This is a genomic window from Nostoc sp. FACHB-152 (genome assembly GCF_014697475.1).
Taxonomy (GTDB): domain Bacteria; phylum Cyanobacteriota; class Cyanobacteriia; order Cyanobacteriales; family Nostocaceae; genus Nostoc_B.
On record NZ_JACJRV010000047.1, the window covers coordinates 22,201 to 38,649 of the forward strand.

13 protein-coding genes are annotated in these 16,449 nt (G+C 39.4%); 5 read left to right on the forward strand and 8 right to left on the reverse strand.

From position 1 onward, the window contains the following. Positions 1-50: 50 nt before the first annotated feature. From H6G76_RS23970 to H6G76_RS23980, 3 genes are all read right to left on the reverse strand, one after another. On the reverse strand, positions 51-1,343 hold the full coding sequence (locus H6G76_RS23970; protein ID WP_190706555.1) for a sensor histidine kinase: 1,293 nt from the start codon (positions 1,341-1,343) through the stop codon (positions 51-53). An 80-nt stretch (positions 1,344-1,423) separates the two neighbouring features. Next, complete coding sequence (locus H6G76_RS23975) at positions 1,424-3,175, reverse strand: ABC transporter ATP-binding protein (protein ID WP_190706557.1); 1,752 nt, start codon at positions 3,173-3,175, stop codon at positions 1,424-1,426. A 541-nt stretch (positions 3,176-3,716) separates the two neighbouring features. Beyond that, positions 3,717-4,421: a hypothetical protein gene (locus H6G76_RS23980; protein WP_190706560.1), complete on the reverse strand. Its 705-nt coding sequence runs from the start codon at positions 4,419-4,421 to the stop codon at positions 3,717-3,719. Between the two features lie 435 nt (positions 4,422-4,856). Here H6G76_RS23980 and galE point away from each other — a divergent pair, with 435 nt between their 5' ends. Further along, positions 4,857-5,855: a UDP-glucose 4-epimerase GalE gene (gene galE / locus H6G76_RS23985; protein WP_190706563.1), complete on the forward strand. Its 999-nt coding sequence runs from the start codon at positions 4,857-4,859 to the stop codon at positions 5,853-5,855. A 248-nt stretch (positions 5,856-6,103) separates the two neighbouring features. Here the strand turns inward: galE and H6G76_RS23990 are convergent, their stop codons facing one another. Further along, entirely contained in the window at positions 6,104-6,706 is a 603-nt protein-coding gene (locus H6G76_RS23990; protein WP_190706566.1) for a hypothetical protein, read from the reverse strand. A gap of 24 nt (positions 6,707-6,730) precedes the next feature. After that, entirely contained in the window at positions 6,731-7,930 is a 1,200-nt protein-coding gene (locus tag H6G76_RS23995) for a sulfite exporter TauE/SafE family protein (RefSeq protein WP_190706568.1), read from the reverse strand. Between the two features lie 172 nt (positions 7,931-8,102). Here H6G76_RS23995 and H6G76_RS24000 point away from each other — a divergent pair, with 172 nt between their 5' ends. Further along, positions 8,103-9,137, forward strand: coding sequence for a M20/M25/M40 family metallo-hydrolase (locus H6G76_RS24000; protein WP_190706571.1), 1,035 nt, complete (start codon positions 8,103-8,105; stop codon positions 9,135-9,137). Positions 9,138-9,219: 82 nt separating this feature from the next. On the opposite strand, the gene H6G76_RS24005 is transcribed toward H6G76_RS24000, so the two are convergent. Both H6G76_RS24005 and H6G76_RS24010 read right to left on the reverse strand, forming a co-directional pair. After that, entirely contained in the window at positions 9,220-9,663 is a 444-nt protein-coding gene (locus H6G76_RS24005) for a hypothetical protein (RefSeq protein WP_190706632.1), read from the reverse strand. Between the two features lie 285 nt (positions 9,664-9,948). After that, complete coding sequence (locus H6G76_RS24010; protein WP_190706574.1) at positions 9,949-10,533, reverse strand: RICIN domain-containing protein; 585 nt, start codon at positions 10,531-10,533, stop codon at positions 9,949-9,951. Between the two features lie 467 nt (positions 10,534-11,000). On the opposite strand from H6G76_RS24010, the gene H6G76_RS24015 reads away from it, so the two are divergent. The 3 genes from H6G76_RS24015 to H6G76_RS24025 all read left to right on the forward strand — a co-directional run bounded on the left by H6G76_RS24015 (position 11,001) and on the right by H6G76_RS24025 (position 15,087). Next, complete coding sequence (locus H6G76_RS24015) at positions 11,001-12,650, forward strand: alpha/beta hydrolase (protein WP_190706576.1); 1,650 nt, start codon at positions 11,001-11,003, stop codon at positions 12,648-12,650. 732 nt (positions 12,651-13,382) lie between these two features. Then, on the forward strand, positions 13,383-14,342 hold the full coding sequence (modA, locus tag H6G76_RS24020) for a molybdate ABC transporter substrate-binding protein (protein WP_190706579.1): 960 nt from the start codon (positions 13,383-13,385) through the stop codon (positions 14,340-14,342). A 94-nt stretch (positions 14,343-14,436) separates the two neighbouring features. Further along, the gene (locus H6G76_RS24025; RefSeq protein WP_190706582.1) at positions 14,437-15,087 is read left to right on the forward strand and encodes a PEP-CTERM sorting domain-containing protein; all 651 of its coding nucleotides are present in this window, start codon (positions 14,437-14,439) and stop codon (positions 15,085-15,087) included. A gap of 107 nt (positions 15,088-15,194) precedes the next feature. Here the strand turns inward: H6G76_RS24025 and H6G76_RS24030 are convergent, their stop codons facing one another. Further along, the gene (locus tag H6G76_RS24030) at positions 15,195-16,379 is read right to left on the reverse strand and encodes an AbrB family transcriptional regulator (protein ID WP_190706585.1); all 1,185 of its coding nucleotides are present in this window, start codon (positions 16,377-16,379) and stop codon (positions 15,195-15,197) included. Positions 16,380-16,449: the final 70 nt, after the last annotated feature.

The window sequence follows — 16,449 nt, forward strand, 5'->3', positions numbered from 1 at the left end:
ATACTTACTTATAAAAATAAGCCAGCCTGTAATCTATAACCCAGGAAATATTAACCAGAAGTTATGCATATCGGAATTTGCAGTAAAAACTCTGTTCCCTGCATTGGTGCCGAATTACACTTTAGTTGACCACCGTAATTCTCGACGATGTGATGGCTAATCCACATTCCCATATTTGACCCTGATGTCATATCTTGAGTAGCCAAGAATGGATCAAATATTCTTTGTTTTTCTGTTTCTGTCATCCCACAACCGTTATCAGCAATCCGAATCATCACAGAATGGTTATTGACAACTTTGGTAGAAATATGAATTTGGGGATTTCTAGCTATTATTTGTTCTTTATTAGTGTTGTTTGATGTCTGATAACTATGTATTGATTTTTTCAAACCATCAATGGATTGATTGAGAAGATTGATAAAAACTTGGTTGATTTGTCTGGGATAACACTCAACCTTTGGTAAATCTCCATATTCCTTGATAACTTCGATTTCAGGATAGTTAACTGTACCTCGCAAACGATTTTGCAAAATTATAAGCGTGCTATCAATTCCTTCGTGAACATCAACTACCTTTAATTCAGATTCGTCTAATCGGGAGAAATTTCGTAAAGATAAAACTAATTTGCTGATGCGATCTGCCCCTATTCTCATAGAAGATAAGATTTTTGGTAAGTCTTCCTGAATAAAATAGAAATCTATATTTTCAGTAGCGGCTTGAATCTCTGATGCTGGATTAGGATATTTTTGCTGATAAAGTGCAATTAATTCCAGCAAATCGCCAGCATAGTTTTTGATGACATTAGTATTGCCAGAAATAAAATTAATCGGATTATTAATTTCGTGAGCTAGACAAGCAACTAATTGCCCCAAAGAAGAGATTTTTTCAGTCTGAATTAGTTGTGCTTGAGTGGTTGCAAGTTCTTTTAAAGCAAGTTTGAGTTTGCTGTTAGCGGCTTCTAATAGTGCTGGACTTGGTAAAGCTAAAGCTTGAGGAATTATTGGTAGTAAGACAAGGGCTGTGTAAACCGATATAAAAGCCGTAAAAGCTTTGACAGTACCAGACAGCCAGTAGGCGGGATGCCAAAGTGTCCAGATGTCCAACAGATGGGTTGTACCGCAGGAGACAATAAAAATTCCAAACAATACCAGTAATGATTTGAAAGGTAAATCCTGACGTTTACGGACAAAGTAAAGCAGGGCAATTGGGATAGAATAATAGGCGAGAGCAGTTAGCGCATCTGATAAGATATGCAGCCAAACTAAACCTGGTTTCCAAAGGTAGCAATGGCCGTGTGGAATAAATGAGCCATCAGTAAAAAATCCTTGAATCAATTGCAACATGAGGAACGAGTATATTTTTGTCAGTAATAAACGAAAAATTATACTCGCTTCATACAAACATCGTCTTCAGTAATAAAACTTTAACGTAGCAACTCTTCAACTTGATGTTGACTCCATAAATTTCTATAAAGACCTTCTTCTTGAAGGAGTTCTACGTGATTACCAGTCTGGACAATTTTACCTTTGTCCATCACTAAAATTCTATCTGCGGCGGCTGCTGCTGATAACTGATGAGTAATAAAAATTACTGTTTTACGGACAGTACCACTAGAAAGATTTTTAAGAATTTTTGTGGCTGTTTGATTATCAACGCTAGATAAAGCATCATCCAAAATTAAGACTGGGGCATCAACTAGCATGGCTCTAGCTAAAGCTGTACGTTGCCTTTGTCCACCAGAAAGGGTAATACCACGTTCCCCAACGATGGTTTCGTATTGTTGGGGAAAATTCGTAATTTCTGAATGAATCTGAGCCATTTTAGCTACAGATTCTACATATTCTTGCTCTCTAGCGGGATCACCGTAACGAATATTATTTTTGATGGTGGTGCTGAAGAGAAAACTGTCTTGGGGGACATAAGCGATCGCACTCCGCAAATCTGCCAATGCTATTTTGGTAATATCTACCCCGTCTAAAAATAATTGTCCTGGGCCAATATCTAATAATCTGGGTAAAGCATTTGCCAATGTGGATTTCCCGGAACCAATTGCGCCAACAATAGCCACGGTTTCCCCTGGCGTAATTGTAAAGTTGAGATTATCTAAAGCAGATGTAGTTGCATCAGGGTAAGTGAAGCTGAAGTTTTTGGCGGTAATTTCTCCTTTAACTTCTGCTAGAGATAAATTTACAGTGTCAGCTGTATCTTCAATTTTAGGTCTGACGCTGAAGATTGATTCTAGACGATCAATGCTGACTTCACCCCGTTGATAAGTAGTAATTGTGAAGCCTAACAAAGCAGTGGGAAATACCAGACGTTCAACATAAATAAGTAGTGCTAAAAAATCGCCAACTGCTAGACTTCCTCCAGAAATACGGACTGTTCCTAACCAGATGATAATTAAGGAACTGATATTAGCTAAACCACCAATCAAAGGAAACAAAATATTGCGGCTTTTTGCTAGTTGCAGGTTTGCTGTTAATAGCTGCTGATTTTTCTTAGCAAAAGCACGACGCTCGTTTTCTTCTTGGGCGTAGATTTTAATCAGGGCAATACCGCTAATATCCTCTTGAATCAGTTCACTCATATCAGAGAGTTGCTCTTGCACAGTTGCTTGTTGTTTGCGGAGGCGATTACTAAACAAATGCACCATCAAGAACATGAAGGGATACACTGCTAATGAATATAGTGTCAGATCTACACTAATTGTTAGCATCACAGGCAGTGTTAAAAGGTAGGCAAAGAAGGTATTTGCCAAACTTAAAACGGCAAAACCCAACAACCGCCGAATATTTTCGACATCGCTAGTAGCCCGACTAATCAAATCCCCAGCAGTGTTAGTGGCAAAATAAGCTGGCTCTAGCTTTAATAAATGTTCAAAAATTCTTTGTTTGAGGTCAAATTCTACCTGTCGCCCTACCCCAAATAACCAGATCCGCGATGCCATACGGATGAGCCACATTGCTGTACTCAACAAAATAATGATGACTACATAATGTATTAGTTGGCTCCAGTTAAATTCAGTAGAGAGTTTATCAACACAGGCGCGAATTAACCAAGGAATATAAACGCCCAAACCATTGACAGACAACAAAGCAAAAATGCCTAATGTTGCCTCTACCCAGTGGGGACGTAGGTAAGCACCAAGTTTAGCAAGTCGTCGAGATTGTGCCATTCCAGCAGTTTTGCAACTTAATCATCGTAAACCTACAAAATGTAGGTTGATATTTTATCGAGAAAAATCAAACTAAGGTTATATGACTAGGGGATGAATCAACAGGATTTTTATCTGGATTCAGGCTTTTTGAGAGCGTGAATCAGGAAAAGTGATGTTTTTATGGCAATAGCCAAGGTCGTTAGGATTAATGATCAAACTTAGACAATAAAAGACTTTGAACTCTATAACCTGTCACCTATCACCTGTTACCTGTTACCTATCCCCTGCTATACCTCCTACCTTGACCTTAAGTTTAGGAATGTTTATTGAACAATTAGGTGGAAGTTTAAATTACCACCTAATTGTTTTGTGAATTTTGCATTCTGGATTTTGCTTCAATTGAAGTTCAGCATTTAATTCTACTATCTTTACCTTCAAGGTATACCCTTGAAAAAGCGGCAAGTTGCCCCAAAGAAATCTGCTTAAACTTCTGAGTTTTTAAATAAGGCCAGCCACCAGGGCATAGTGTTGTGGCCTTGTTAATTTTACTTTTTTAAGTTTAGGACTGGCGACCACGTAAGAAAAAGTAAACCTGGTTGAGATAACTTTCCCAAACTTGAGTTGTGAGTTGTAGTGTTTCGGCACTAGGTACAAAATCCTCTAGCCGCAAACCGCGTTCCCGAATTTGCTGAGGATTTTGTAAGAGGTAAGGTGGGATGTTGAGATTTAAGGATGCGATCGCTGTACTGTCTATTTGGCTATCTGAGAGAATAGTGTCTCCCATTAAATCATTAGTTGTCGTTGTTGGTGCTGATGCGATGAGTATTTCGGGTGCAGCCGCATTGGGCAGATAATGACTGACAAATGTCGGATTTGCTAGAGTGAGATTAGTTGTTGTGGCGATCGGTGTTCTCAGTAAGAAGTAAGCGATCGCTGGTGTACTAGACAATAGCAGGATTGTCAACGCCCAACCAATTAAATATCCTCCTGGTTTATCTATTCCACCGCCCTTAATTTTTTGGGCGGCAAAAATCATCATTAATATTGATGCTCCCAAAGGTTTGAGGGGAAATGATATTACCCTCCACAAAGATGCGACAGCTGGTTCATTGGGGTTAACAAACGATAAAGCTAAAACAACCAGAATAATTGCTAAGACTAATCGCCCAGCAAAAGTTCCTTGAGGATAGAACCTCTGAAACAAAGAATAAACGATAGTGCCAATCAGCAGCCACAGCAGTACCCGGCTTAACAATATGAACATAGTTTAACTCTCGAATTTTCTGAGGCGGTGAGCCAGTCAAGTTTTGGGAGCCTCTGCAATGCAGGGTCATTCCCTAACTTACTGACTAACCTGATAAAGGTCAGCCTTGGGTTTGGAGCAAGATGTATATTTGACCGTCAAATTGTAATCGCACTTTTACTTGAGAGCAAATATTACCTGCTTTACACCTAAAGACTACCGTCGTAGTGATTTTAGAGCAATTTTTTCACACTGCGTTCATTATTTATAATTTTCCCAGTGAGTCAAAAAATAGGGGTGTGAGGGTAGGTGTGAAGCAAGTTTGGCTACAACTCCTTTGTTTCTTAAGTTCCAACTTAGTTCTTTCCTATACACCCGCTCCTTTGGGGCTTGGTTATGTAGCATCAGTAGACTAGATTAGTTGAGTAATTGTCAACTCAGTGAGAAAAAATAATTATGTCGTCTGAAAAGCCTAGCATTTTAGTCACAGGGGGAGCAGGATATATTGGTTCTCATACGGTACTAGCTCTCAAGCAAGCCGGCTATGACGTAGTGATACTTGATAACCTGGTTTACGGTCATCGGGAGTTGGTAGAAAAAGTTTTACAAGTAGAACTTGTAGTGGGTGATACAAACGATCGCCCGCTACTGGATGACTTATTTAAAACCCGTAAGTTTGAGGCTGTAATGCATTTTTCTGCCTACGCTTACGTAGGGGAGTCAGTAACTGATCCAGCAAAATATTACCGCAACAATGTTGTGGGGACGCTGACCTTGTTAGAAGCAATGCTGGCTGCGTCAATTAATAAGTTTGTCTTTTCTTCTACCTGCGCTACCTACGGAGTCCCAGAAGTCCTACCAATTCCTGAAAACCATCCCCAAAACCCTATTAATCCTTATGGTGCTACTAAGCTGATGGTAGAGCGGATTCTTGCTGATTTTGATGTAGCGTACAACTTCAAATCAGTGCGTTTCCGTTACTTTAATGCGGCTGGTGCTAATCCTGATGGTTTGCTAGGTGAAGATCATAACCCAGAAACTCATTTAATTCCCTTAGTATTGTTGACAGCCTTAGGCAAACGCGAATTTATCTCTATTTTTGGTAATGATTATTCAACCCCTGATGGTACTTGTATTCGTGACTATATTCATGTTAATGATTTAGCCGATGCTCATGTTTTGGGATTGGAATATTTATTAAAAGGTGGCGATAGCGAGGTTTTCAATTTAGGTAATGGGAATGGTTTCTCTGTGCGCGAAGTAATTGCAGCAGCCCAGACAGTTACAGGATTGTCTATTCCCGTGAAAGAATGCTCCCGCCGTCCTGGAGATCCCCCTGTTTTAATTGGTAGCGCTGAAAAAGCCAGAAATATTCTCGGTTGGCAACCACAATACCCATCTATTCAAGATATTGTGAGCCATGCTTGGCAGTGGCATCAACAACGACATAAATAAAAATCAGGGTTTAGACCAGGGTGTAGGGGTATAGGTGTGTAGGGTGTGAGTGACTAAAACCCTGACCGACAAACCCTTACACCCACTCTCAACAATCAATATGAGTCCGTAAGTTCTAAATGTTATAACGTTGACTCTTAAGGTTACGATATTAAGTCTTAACGCTAGAACATCAAGCCTTTAGATTACGATATTAAGCCTTAAAGTCACAACATTAAGTCTTAAGGTAAAAGCGATCGCAGTTAAAACTAACTTCTTGTCTTTTTAAAAAATGTAAAAGCGATCGCTATCAGTACCAAGATGGGAATAGCGATCGCCCACAATGGTAAAGTATTATTATTTTCCTGAGCTACATTACTATTGACATTTTGTGTATTTTGTGGATTAGCTGTACCAGCAGCCACAGTAACTTCAAACTTGAGTTCAAAAGGTTTAAATTTAGCTCCTTGTGCAGGCTTACCATTTAGCTGTAGTTCATAAAGCCCTGGCTTAGGAAAGGTAATTTCAGTTCCGGGAATACCTTGGAAGCGTTCTGCTGTGACTGGTTCTAAGGATGGTTCTAATAATGCAGGTTCTCCAGGGGTATAGGGTTGGGCATAAACTGCTAACTTGCAGTTACATTGCGCTAGAGGAATAACTTGCCCACCTTTGCGAGTCAGAGCAAACCAAGCTTGTGTAGGTTCACCAGCACGAGGATTATCATTAGGTTCAAGATGCAGCGTCGCGCCTACATCTGCGGCTACTTGCACTTTATGCGCCAATACAGGCTGAATAGTAGTAATTACTGTAGCGATACAAAATAGCAAGAATATATATTTTTTGGCTTTTTTGTTTATTTGGTAAAACTTCATCCTGACCCTGCTTGTGTCTTTAACTTAACGCTTTGCCCAACGCAATAGTAAAACACCAAGGGTGGCAATTCCTAACACCACTGTTGCTAAGTTATTCCCCCAAGTTGTTTGAGAACCTAGATAATGGGAACCAATTAACATCGTATGAAAGACACTCAAGATTAGAGCAGGCAAACTTAATAGATGTATCTGCCGCCAATGCTTACCCCAAGATTTCTGCAATGAGTCCCAACTAGTTAAAGCAGCTGGGGTCATTAATAGCAATGCTACAGCACCCGCAGCCATAGCCCAACGAAATTCTGCGGGAAAAAACCAAAAAGCGGCAAAATTCCATTGTAGGGAATGTTCAATCATGTGGACGGTGTGAACCACAGATAAGACAAAAGCTCCCACCCCGATAGCCCGACGATAACGCATTGGTGCTGCCCACCAGTTACTAATAGGACGAGCAATCAGAGCTAACATTAGACAAAATAAGGCGGCGTGTCCGGTGTAGTCTACCATTGTGTCGCCAGTCCGCAACAAGGTAATTGCGCCAATGGCAAGTGTTACCCAACCGCCTAAACGAAATAATTGACTGCGCCTGTCTTTGCTTACCAACGAGGTGGAAACGCCAACTCCAAGCATTGTGGGTAAGGTTCCTAAACCAAAAGCCAGCATAGTAGTTGCACCCATCCAGAGGTTGCTAGTTTCTGCGGCTTTGATTTGGGCTGCATATAGAAAGCCACAGGGCATTAAACCCCAAGTCATCCCTAAAATTATTGGTGTCCACCATTTGTCTTGAAAGGAAAGATAAAGCATTCCTCGACTCAGGCGATCGTGTAAGCTGCTTTTTAGTAGAGGGTGTAATAGCGGAATCTGTGGCAACCAGTTGGGTTTGATTTGTCCTAAACCAAACCAAATCAGCATTACACCAGTAATAATAGCCATGAAGCGGCGAAAGTCACTGCCAATACCCGCTAGTTCTCCACCTCCCTGTAATATTGAACCTAATGTAGCGATCGCAGCACCAACTAGGGCATAGCTTAACATTCGTCCAAGGTTCAATAAAAAGTGAAATTTTAATTGCTGTTGCCAACTAGCAGACTTTTCTGAAGAATTTGCTTGTGGCGTTGTCTGCTTTCCAGATAAGGAAAAAGCCACTGTTAACGGGCCGCACATCCCAAAGCAATGCCCAAAACTTCCTAGAAACCCTAGGATTGCAATTAGCCACAAATCTAACATATTCCTAGGAGATAGGAGTTAAGCATAGGTGTAAGGGAGGCAGGTTAAGTATTGAATACTTATAACTTTCCCAATATGGAACAATATGCCAAATTCGTACCTCTGTCAAAAGACAAGCTGTCAAACTTTGCGTTTGCGCTACCCTAGGTCTGAAAGGCAGAGTTCAAGGCAAATGAAAAAACGGATTTGGCTGGTGCTGTTGGCACTGGTGGCGGTGGTAATTATCGGTAGTCGAAGTAATGCATTTAACAGTTTTTTCTCACAACGTCCCTCAACAACAATTGATGAGAGAAGACCAATAGAACAAGTTCAACCACAGTCAAAACCGCTAATACAGGAAATTAGACAACAAATTTCGGCTGATAATTTGCTTGCCCATATTCAAAAGTTAAATTTTCCACGTTATACAACATTACAGCGATCGCTTACTCGTACATATATCACAACCCAATTAAAAAAATTAGGCTGGAAACCGCAGTTAGAAAAATTTGCTAACGGTGTAAATATTTTTGCCAAACGTTTAGGTACTGATAAAGCAGCCGGAGCGATTCTTGTTGCCGCACACTACGATACAGTGCCAGAATCTCCTGGTGCTGATGACAATGCTACGGGGGTAGCTGTGGTATTAGAAGTTGCCAGATTACTTGGCTCTCAGTCCACACCACGGACTTTGCAGTTAGCTTTTTTTGACAAGGAAGAAGCCGGACTGTTGGGTAGTACAGCTTTTGTCTCTAAAACAAAACGGCTAGAAAATTTAAGTGGTGTAATTGTGATAGATATGGTGGGTTATGCTTGCTATACTTCAGGTTGTCAGCAATATCCGCCGGGTTTACCTGTAACTCAAACCAGCGACAAAGGCGACTTTTTGGCGGTGGTTGGTGATATGGAACATTTGCCTTTGCTGAATGCTTTTCAAGGTGAGAACTCAGCTAATTTGCCTTCAGTGTTGACAGTACCAATTCCATTAAAAGGGTTACTCACACCTGATACTCTCCGCAGCGACCATGCACCGTTTTGGTATCAGGGAGTAGGCGCAGTTTTGGTTACAGATACAGCTAATCTTCGTACTCCCCACTATCATGAATCTAGTGATCAGCTTGAGACTGTTGATCGCACTTTTTTTGCAGGCGCAGCGCAGATTGTTCTCAATACTACTACTGTTTTGTTACAGAAGCTTGATAGTCTAGCAACTCAACCGTCTGTTTGATATTAAGTAGAGCCAGGCAATAGGGAAGAGGCAATAGATTTGTTTGAAACTCCTACACGGACTGCTATAAATTATCCAGATATTACTTGATAGGTTTGGCTTGTGGGTAAGTCAAAGTCCAGTTCTGTTTATCGTTGAGTTGAAAGTACAAGCCTTGAAGCATTAACCGCAAAGCGATGCGAGTTCTCAGGTAATACCTAATCAAATGAGTTCCTGGCTCGGCAAAAACATCATTATAGTTTTGGCTGTAACCAAATGGTTTGGAACAGTAGCTATCACCACCGGGAACTGTTAACACGAAAAATGGTGTTTGCTGATATTCGTCGGGAACCATAAAAATGCCATATACATGATGTTCGCCAAACCAGGGCTGCACCACAATTTGAGAAGCCTGTACTGAAAATTTTTGGGTTGTTGATGCCAAAAAAGCTTTCCAGTTACATTGAGAGCCATTAACAGGCCACCAAAGTGTAATGATTAACATCGAAAACAGCACAATCAAAATATAGATTATTTGGCGACGTATAGTTAGACAATTGTGCATTTCGGATTTTGATCAGGTATCTTTATCGTGCATCTGGTTACTATATCTAAGGTTGTACAGTAAAGATAAAGTTAGTAGACAGAAAACTTTCCTGAAAGGTCTATTTGAATTTAGGCAGACTGCGTTTTCAAGGAAAAAAAAGCACTGGTAAAACTTATAAAAAAGTTTTCGGTCTACTAACGTTGTGTTCATCTTAGCGTTCAGCTTGCTTGTAGCTTAAAAGCGTTACGGGTTCGTTTAGAGACTAATAACATATCTACAAGTTCCTTAAAACTTTGGTATCAACCGCCATCTTTGATCTGAACTTCTACCACCATTGGGGTTAAATCCAGAGAGTTCGCAATCCCACAGTTGCAATGGAGTACCATTAGCGGTGGCTGGATTTCCAGTTACATCAATGCATTTGTTGGATAATTGATTCTTGATAAATCCCGCGCCAATGTATTCCCACTTTTGATCTGTGGGACTACCGGTATTGGGGCTAAATCCAGAGAGTTCGCAATCCCACAGTTGCAATGGCGTACCATTGACTGTGCCTGGATCTGCTGCTACATCAATGCATTTGTTGGATAATACATTTCTAATAAATCCCCCACTAATGAATTCCCACTTTTGATCTGTGGGACTACCGGTATTGGGGCTAAATCCAGAGAGTTCGCAATCCCACAGTTGCAATGGCGTACCATTAACTGTGCCTGGATCTGCTGCTACATCAATACATTTGTTGGATAGTTCGTTAATTATAAAAATCCCGCTTCTGATTTGTGAATTAGCAGCTTGACTTGCCAGAATGCAAGTTACTACTGTTGCTACAAAGGAAATTGTGCTATGAAGTAGAATTCTTTTTTGCATGATTCTCCACGCTCTTATAGTAGTCATAAATCACTTCTGAATTAGTCCGCTTTTGCCAGTTGTAGACAATTCAATAGACCGAAGTTTACGGGGCTTTAATTCTTACTTTTTGTCTATTTTTTTAACTTCTCTGAGAAAATAAAACCACAAACCTTCCTGAATTTAAAGCTTTAAGATTTTGCTTCAATTATTTTTTGTCGAGAGTGGCAAAATAGGGTTGAACTAAGGCTTACAAAAACAGTAAACAATCAATGAGTGAGCTTGCGCTATTCTAATAATTAGAAAAAAATTTTGAGGAACTTGTGAGTAATTAAAAAACTTTGTGCTTCTTAACATAATTTTTAGGTGAAATTCTGCTCTTGACTATTATTTGAAGCTTGGAATTGCCCTTTTGACCTTCTCAGTATTCGTCAAATCTGAAAATATCCGTTATAGTGTCCCGTCAGGATGCATTGACTAAAATTTTTATGAGAATGAATTGGCGAAGTCTAAATTTATTGGCTGGGTGCTTTTGTGCTATTGCTTTCGCAAAATTTTTGGGTGTAACTACATCTGCAAAGGCTGCTGAAACAGTTGTTTTGCGTTATGGCTTGTTAGCGGAATCTGTATCTTTGGCTGAGTTACAAAAAGCAGCAGAAATGGGGGACTTACCTAAAGATTTTAAAATTTATGGAAAAAGTTTGTCTACACAACAGCGTCGCTTCTTAGTAGATACGCTGAGGAACCCAATTCCGATGGATGTTGTGACTGTTAATAGGTTGCTGAATACTCAGATTGGGACAACAATTCTCAATGATTTCTCTAAAGCTGTGGTTCGTAAAGATAAAGCTGGTGTACAAGCTATTAGAGCCGGATTAGTGTTAGGTTCGACTGCACCGCAGGGTTTTTCACTACTTAGTTTTATTGCTAATTATCCTAGTCAACGCCTGGAAATTGATCTACCCCAAGCTTTTAAAATTTCTAAGAGTCTGAATACGGGATTTTGGCAAACTCAACAATTTATGTTAGCGATCGCTCCCCTATTCAATCAACAAAAGCTACAGGTTTCTTTACCTTTTGACCCCAGCCAACCTGGTACAGATGCAGTACAAGTCCTGCAATACAATTGGCATGACCAACAGCGTAACCGTAAAATTCCTGTTGATGTTTACTGGTCATCTTCTGCAACTACTGCAAAACCTGTAATTATTTTTTCTCACGGGTTAGGTTCTGTTCGCACTGATTTACGCTATCTTGCACAACATTTAGCTTCCTACGGTTATGTGGTGGCTGCTGTCGAACATCCTGGTAGTAATCAGACAAATACTGATTTTGGCTTTAAAGGTAAAAACAGACTCCTCAAACCGCAAGAGTTTTTAGAACGTCCTCAAGATATTAGTTTTGTTTTAGATGAATTAGCCAAGATTAACCAAACTGCTAATAATCCTTTAGCAGGAAAATTAGCAACTGATAATGCAATGATTGTTGGTTATTCTTTTGGTGGCGGAACAGCTTTAGCTCTTGCTGGTGCTGAGTTCCAACTTGATAAACTTAAACAACGCTGTCAGCAAAATTTAGCTATTTTCAGTTTAGGCGAAACTGCTCAGTGCGTTGCTCAAGAATTGCCAAAAAATAGTTATTTATTACGAGATAATCGCATTAAACAGGCGATCGCACTTAGTCCCACAACTTCTTTGATTTTTGGTGAAACTGGTTTAACTAAGGTGCAAGTTCCAACTTTGATATTGGCAAATTCCGCAGATAAAACAACTCCAGCTTTGAGTGAACAAGTTATGGGATTTCAAAAGCTGCCTACACCTAAATGGTTAGTTGGTGTACTGGGAGGTACTCATCTCAGCGTCAAAGACCCCAGCACTACTTTAGATCAAGTAGGAGTACCAAATACTCCTTTTAGCGGTGGCGAAGTTGTTGGAGATCAAGCCGCAGATGTTCGCAAGTTAGTAAAGACTATAGTTTTGGCAATGGCTGCACAGTTAACCCCAGAGGCTAAACAATATGCTATCTTTTTGACTCCTAATTATGCTCAGGCTGCTTCAACAAAAGCATTTCCGTTTCGCCTAGTTACAGAAATTCCTCCTGATGCTTTAAAAGTGCTGAAGGATTATGTAGAAAAATAATTAATAAATTTACTTATTGATGAAGTTGTTGGAATCTGTCGAGACGTTGTATTGCAATGTTTCTATATTCGTATACAGATTTATATAAGTTTATGTTATGAAATAAGAATTAGAGCCAGGAGCAGATAAGAGGATGGAAAGGCTCTTAGTGTAATTGTTTGATTGTTATGTATCTTCATAAGCTATCTGAAAACAGACATTAAAGATATTTAACTTTTTTTGTCAATTTATGTTGACTTATCTTAATAATCTTGTTACAGTTATTTACATAAGTTAATAAATAAAGAAACAAATTCAATCATCGCTACTAAGAGAAAGGATATTAATTTGGCTTCTTTTGCAGTTAGCTAAGAACAACGGATTTCTGTATCGGTAACTCCCATCGACATTTGGACTTCTCCTAATCACCTCGGTCTAAACAACAGCCGAGGTTTTTTCTTTTAATACCAATTCCTATAGGAATCTGGTTTGATTACTGAACATACTGTAGTCAGGCAATAGGCAATGGGCAATAGGCAATAGGTAATAGGCAACAGGCAACAGAAAAGAAGGCCGGTAACGATGTACTGATTTTTTCAAAAACCAAATATGAGTTCTATAGAACTGTATTGGCTTATAAATCATCATTATTAGTCAGAATACGTTGACAATACCGGAAATATTGGTATTTATTCCAACTTTTTTGGTATTGTCTTCTAAAGTTGACTCTACGTAATAATTTAAAAATTATCTATGAGCAAGAAAAAATTTGTTACATGGATGGCTGGGGCAATTATTAGCTTAATAGTGGCGATCGCTTTCCCAACGTTAATTTCTGTACCAGTTACAGCACAGGCAGCACCGCCAACGCCCCAGTTTACAACAACCGTCACATCACCAAGTGCCACAGCAAGTTTGAGCGTTTACGCTGCGTCTAGTTTGTTAGAAGTGCTAACAGATTTAGAAAATGCCTACAACAATAGCACCAGCACACCGAAAATTAACTTTACGAATAGTCTAGATTCTTCCGGAATTTTGTTACAAAACATCAATTATGCACCAAACGAAACAGCTGGTATTCCTGATGTTTTCATTTCAGCAGCAACATCTCAGATGAACACGTTGCAAACTGCTGGGAAACTAGCTTCTGGTTGGCCGCAAAACATAGCTAGAAATAGGCTCGTCTTAATCAAACCTAATACATTTAATGCTCCTGCTCCCAAAGGCTCTACCGCGATTACGAATTTTAGTACACTGGTCAACAACTCATCTTCTAGAACTGGTATTCGCGGCATAGTTATAGGCAACCCCACAAGCGCCCCAGTCGGAGAGTATGCCCGTCAACTTTTAACTAACACCTCCAGTAGTTGTGGCGCAGGTACTTACAATACATTGCTGAATCGGCCAGTACCTAATAAATTGTATTTTGCTAGCAATGCACGTAACGTTTTAAGAGCAGTTGAAACTAAAAACCTTGATGGTAATATCATTGATGCCGGTATAGTTTATGCAACCGATAAACAAGTTTCTACTCTCTCATCACAAGTAGGCTCATCTGCCCCTTCAAGCTGCCTCAGTACTCCCATTGTTTATCCAGAAGCTGTACTCAAAAGAACTAGAAGATCTACCTCTGCTAATGCCTTTGCTAACTTCCTTATTAATAATCAAGCAGCCAGAAATACTCTAACAAATCGTGGTTTTCTTCTACCTTAAAAGCTGTATAAATTTCATAATTCTACAGATATTCACAGCATTTTTTCTATAACTTTTCTCTGCAAATAATTAGAGATATTCGGAATTACTTCTCATGAAATTAACACACCCCTTGAAAGTAGTTGTGTCTGGTATCACCAGCACTGTTGTAAGTATTGCTTTTATTGCTGGTACTGGTATTTTTAAGGCACAAGCAGCAAATCTAGTGGTCAATGGAAAATTTACAGCAGATTCCCTATTAAACCCCAATGATTCTACTCGGAATAATCCTTTTATTACAGGATGGTTTAATAGCACACAAAATGAAAGTTTATACACAAACTTTCTAGATAATTATACTGTTGATGATGCAGATCAATCATCTTTGAGCGTGCGTCTTGCGGCATATCGCCCTGACTTTACTTATATTTCACAGAATTTAAATACTGTTATAGGTCAGAAATATAAATTGAGTTATTACTTAGCTAATTCCGACGAAGACCAAAACAACACATTTCGGACTTATGTAGGCGGTAATTTGTTAGCTGAACAAGTTAATTTGCCTCTACAAGATTTTCAAAAATATGAGTATGATTTTGTCGCCACATCAAACTTTACTGAATTAAAATTTTCTAGTTATCAATTTTATGCTTGGTACAACTTAGATAATGTCAATGTCACACCTGTACCTGAACCATCAATGATTGCTGGTATTGGAGTTTTAGTATTGATACCAATTTTACGTAAGCGCAAGCAAACAGCTTAGACTTACTGGAGGATTACTACTATCCTCCGTTTTCTGTTGCAGAATCAGATGTACCAAGTCAAATTAACTACTTTATGTTTAAGCTAAAAGGCGAACAATTTTAGACTTCAGACTTCAGACTTCATTTGGTTATCTAAGCGACGAAATAAATATAACCAAACTGGTAAAGAACTGTTAATCGCAATGAGTCTGACTAAATGACCTGTGGTCACAATTTCCACATTATGATCTAAGGACAGGGAGACTAAAATCATTTCTGCGGAACCCCCTGGTGCTGTGACTAACAAACAAGTCAACCAGTCCCACGATGTTAAATGCATGGCTAGTATAGCAGCGATCGCTCCTGCAACCAGAGTCAAAACTACAGAGATAAGGGCATAACCTACAGTTCGTTTCCCAAAAGCAGGTTTTTCTCCCCAATACTCACCAATGGTAATTCCTAACAGCATTTGTCCCACTATATTAATTAATGGTTGAGGACTCAGGTGCATTTCACCCATAAAAGGTAGGCAATGTAATAAAGAATTAAAAGCTATACCAATCAACAATGCGCCAAAAAAATCGCCGGCGGGAATTTTGAAGGCGATCGCCAAGTAAACTATTAATGCAGTTAACAGCAAGGCTACGAATAGCAGTTCTAGCTGCGATCGCTCTAAACTGAGCAAAGTATATTTTATGGGAAGTGTTGCCGAATTCCAGTAATTACCAACTGCGCTTCTAGCAATGAAGGGAATTAGCAACACTACAGAAGTGACGCGAATTGCTTGCACTAACGCTACTAAGGTAACGTTTTTATTGTAATCTGCGGCAATTGATGACATAACTCCCACACCACCGGGAACTGTAGCCAGCATTGCTGTTAATAAGTTGGTTTTGCTGAAGCGGGAATAAAAATATCCAATACAGCTACCACAAAGTAATAGAAATAAAGTCAGAACAATAAATATCGGAATCCCAGAAGCTAAATTAAAAAAATTACTATTGCTATTGGATAAACCAACCGTCAACCCGACAAGTCCCATACCAACTTTTCGGGCAGTTCTGTTAGGTTTGGGCGTGTATTGATAAAATATGCGACATCCTTGAAGTATGACTGTACCTGCGGCAATACCAGCAAATATCCAAGCAATACCGCCAATGTGAAACTTTACCAAGCCTATACCTAGTGGTAATGCTAATAGCATTTCCAAAGCGAGAACAATTAGTTGGCGTACAATTGGCTTTTGAGCAACAGTAAGGCTTTGATGGGAGGATTCCTCCTTATGGGCAATAAAACTAACAATTTGACTCATTGATACAATTTTTTAAATTAATTTAACTATTTACATAATTTCCGGCGATCGCATGACAGCACTATTAATA

Coding starts and splice junctions, on each gene's coding strand:
- H6G76_RS23970 (WP_190706555.1), bottom strand. CDS start 1,343: ATGTTGCAATTGATTCAAGGATTTTTTACTGATGGCTCATTTATTCCA.
- H6G76_RS23975 (WP_190706557.1), bottom strand. CDS start 3,175: ATGGCACAATCTCGACGACTTGCTAAACTTGGTGCTTACCTACGTCCC.
- H6G76_RS23980 (WP_190706560.1), bottom strand. CDS start 4,421: ATGTTCATATTGTTAAGCCGGGTACTGCTGTGGCTGCTGATTGGCACT.
- galE (WP_190706563.1), top strand. CDS start 4,857: ATGTCGTCTGAAAAGCCTAGCATTTTAGTCACAGGGGGAGCAGGATAT.
- H6G76_RS23990 (WP_190706566.1), bottom strand. CDS start 6,706: ATGAAGTTTTACCAAATAAACAAAAAAGCCAAAAAATATATATTCTTG.
- H6G76_RS23995 (WP_190706568.1), bottom strand. CDS start 7,930: ATGTTAGATTTGTGGCTAATTGCAATCCTAGGGTTTCTAGGAAGTTTT.
- H6G76_RS24000 (WP_190706571.1), top strand. CDS start 8,103: ATGAAAAAACGGATTTGGCTGGTGCTGTTGGCACTGGTGGCGGTGGTA.
- H6G76_RS24010 (WP_190706574.1), bottom strand. CDS start 10,533: ATGCAAAAAAGAATTCTACTTCATAGCACAATTTCCTTTGTAGCAACA.
- H6G76_RS24015 (WP_190706576.1), top strand. CDS start 11,001: ATGAGAATGAATTGGCGAAGTCTAAATTTATTGGCTGGGTGCTTTTGT.
- modA (WP_190706579.1), top strand. CDS start 13,383: ATGAGCAAGAAAAAATTTGTTACATGGATGGCTGGGGCAATTATTAGC.
- H6G76_RS24025 (WP_190706582.1), top strand. CDS start 14,437: ATGAAATTAACACACCCCTTGAAAGTAGTTGTGTCTGGTATCACCAGC.
- H6G76_RS24030 (WP_190706585.1), bottom strand. CDS start 16,379: ATGAGTCAAATTGTTAGTTTTATTGCCCATAAGGAGGAATCCTCCCAT.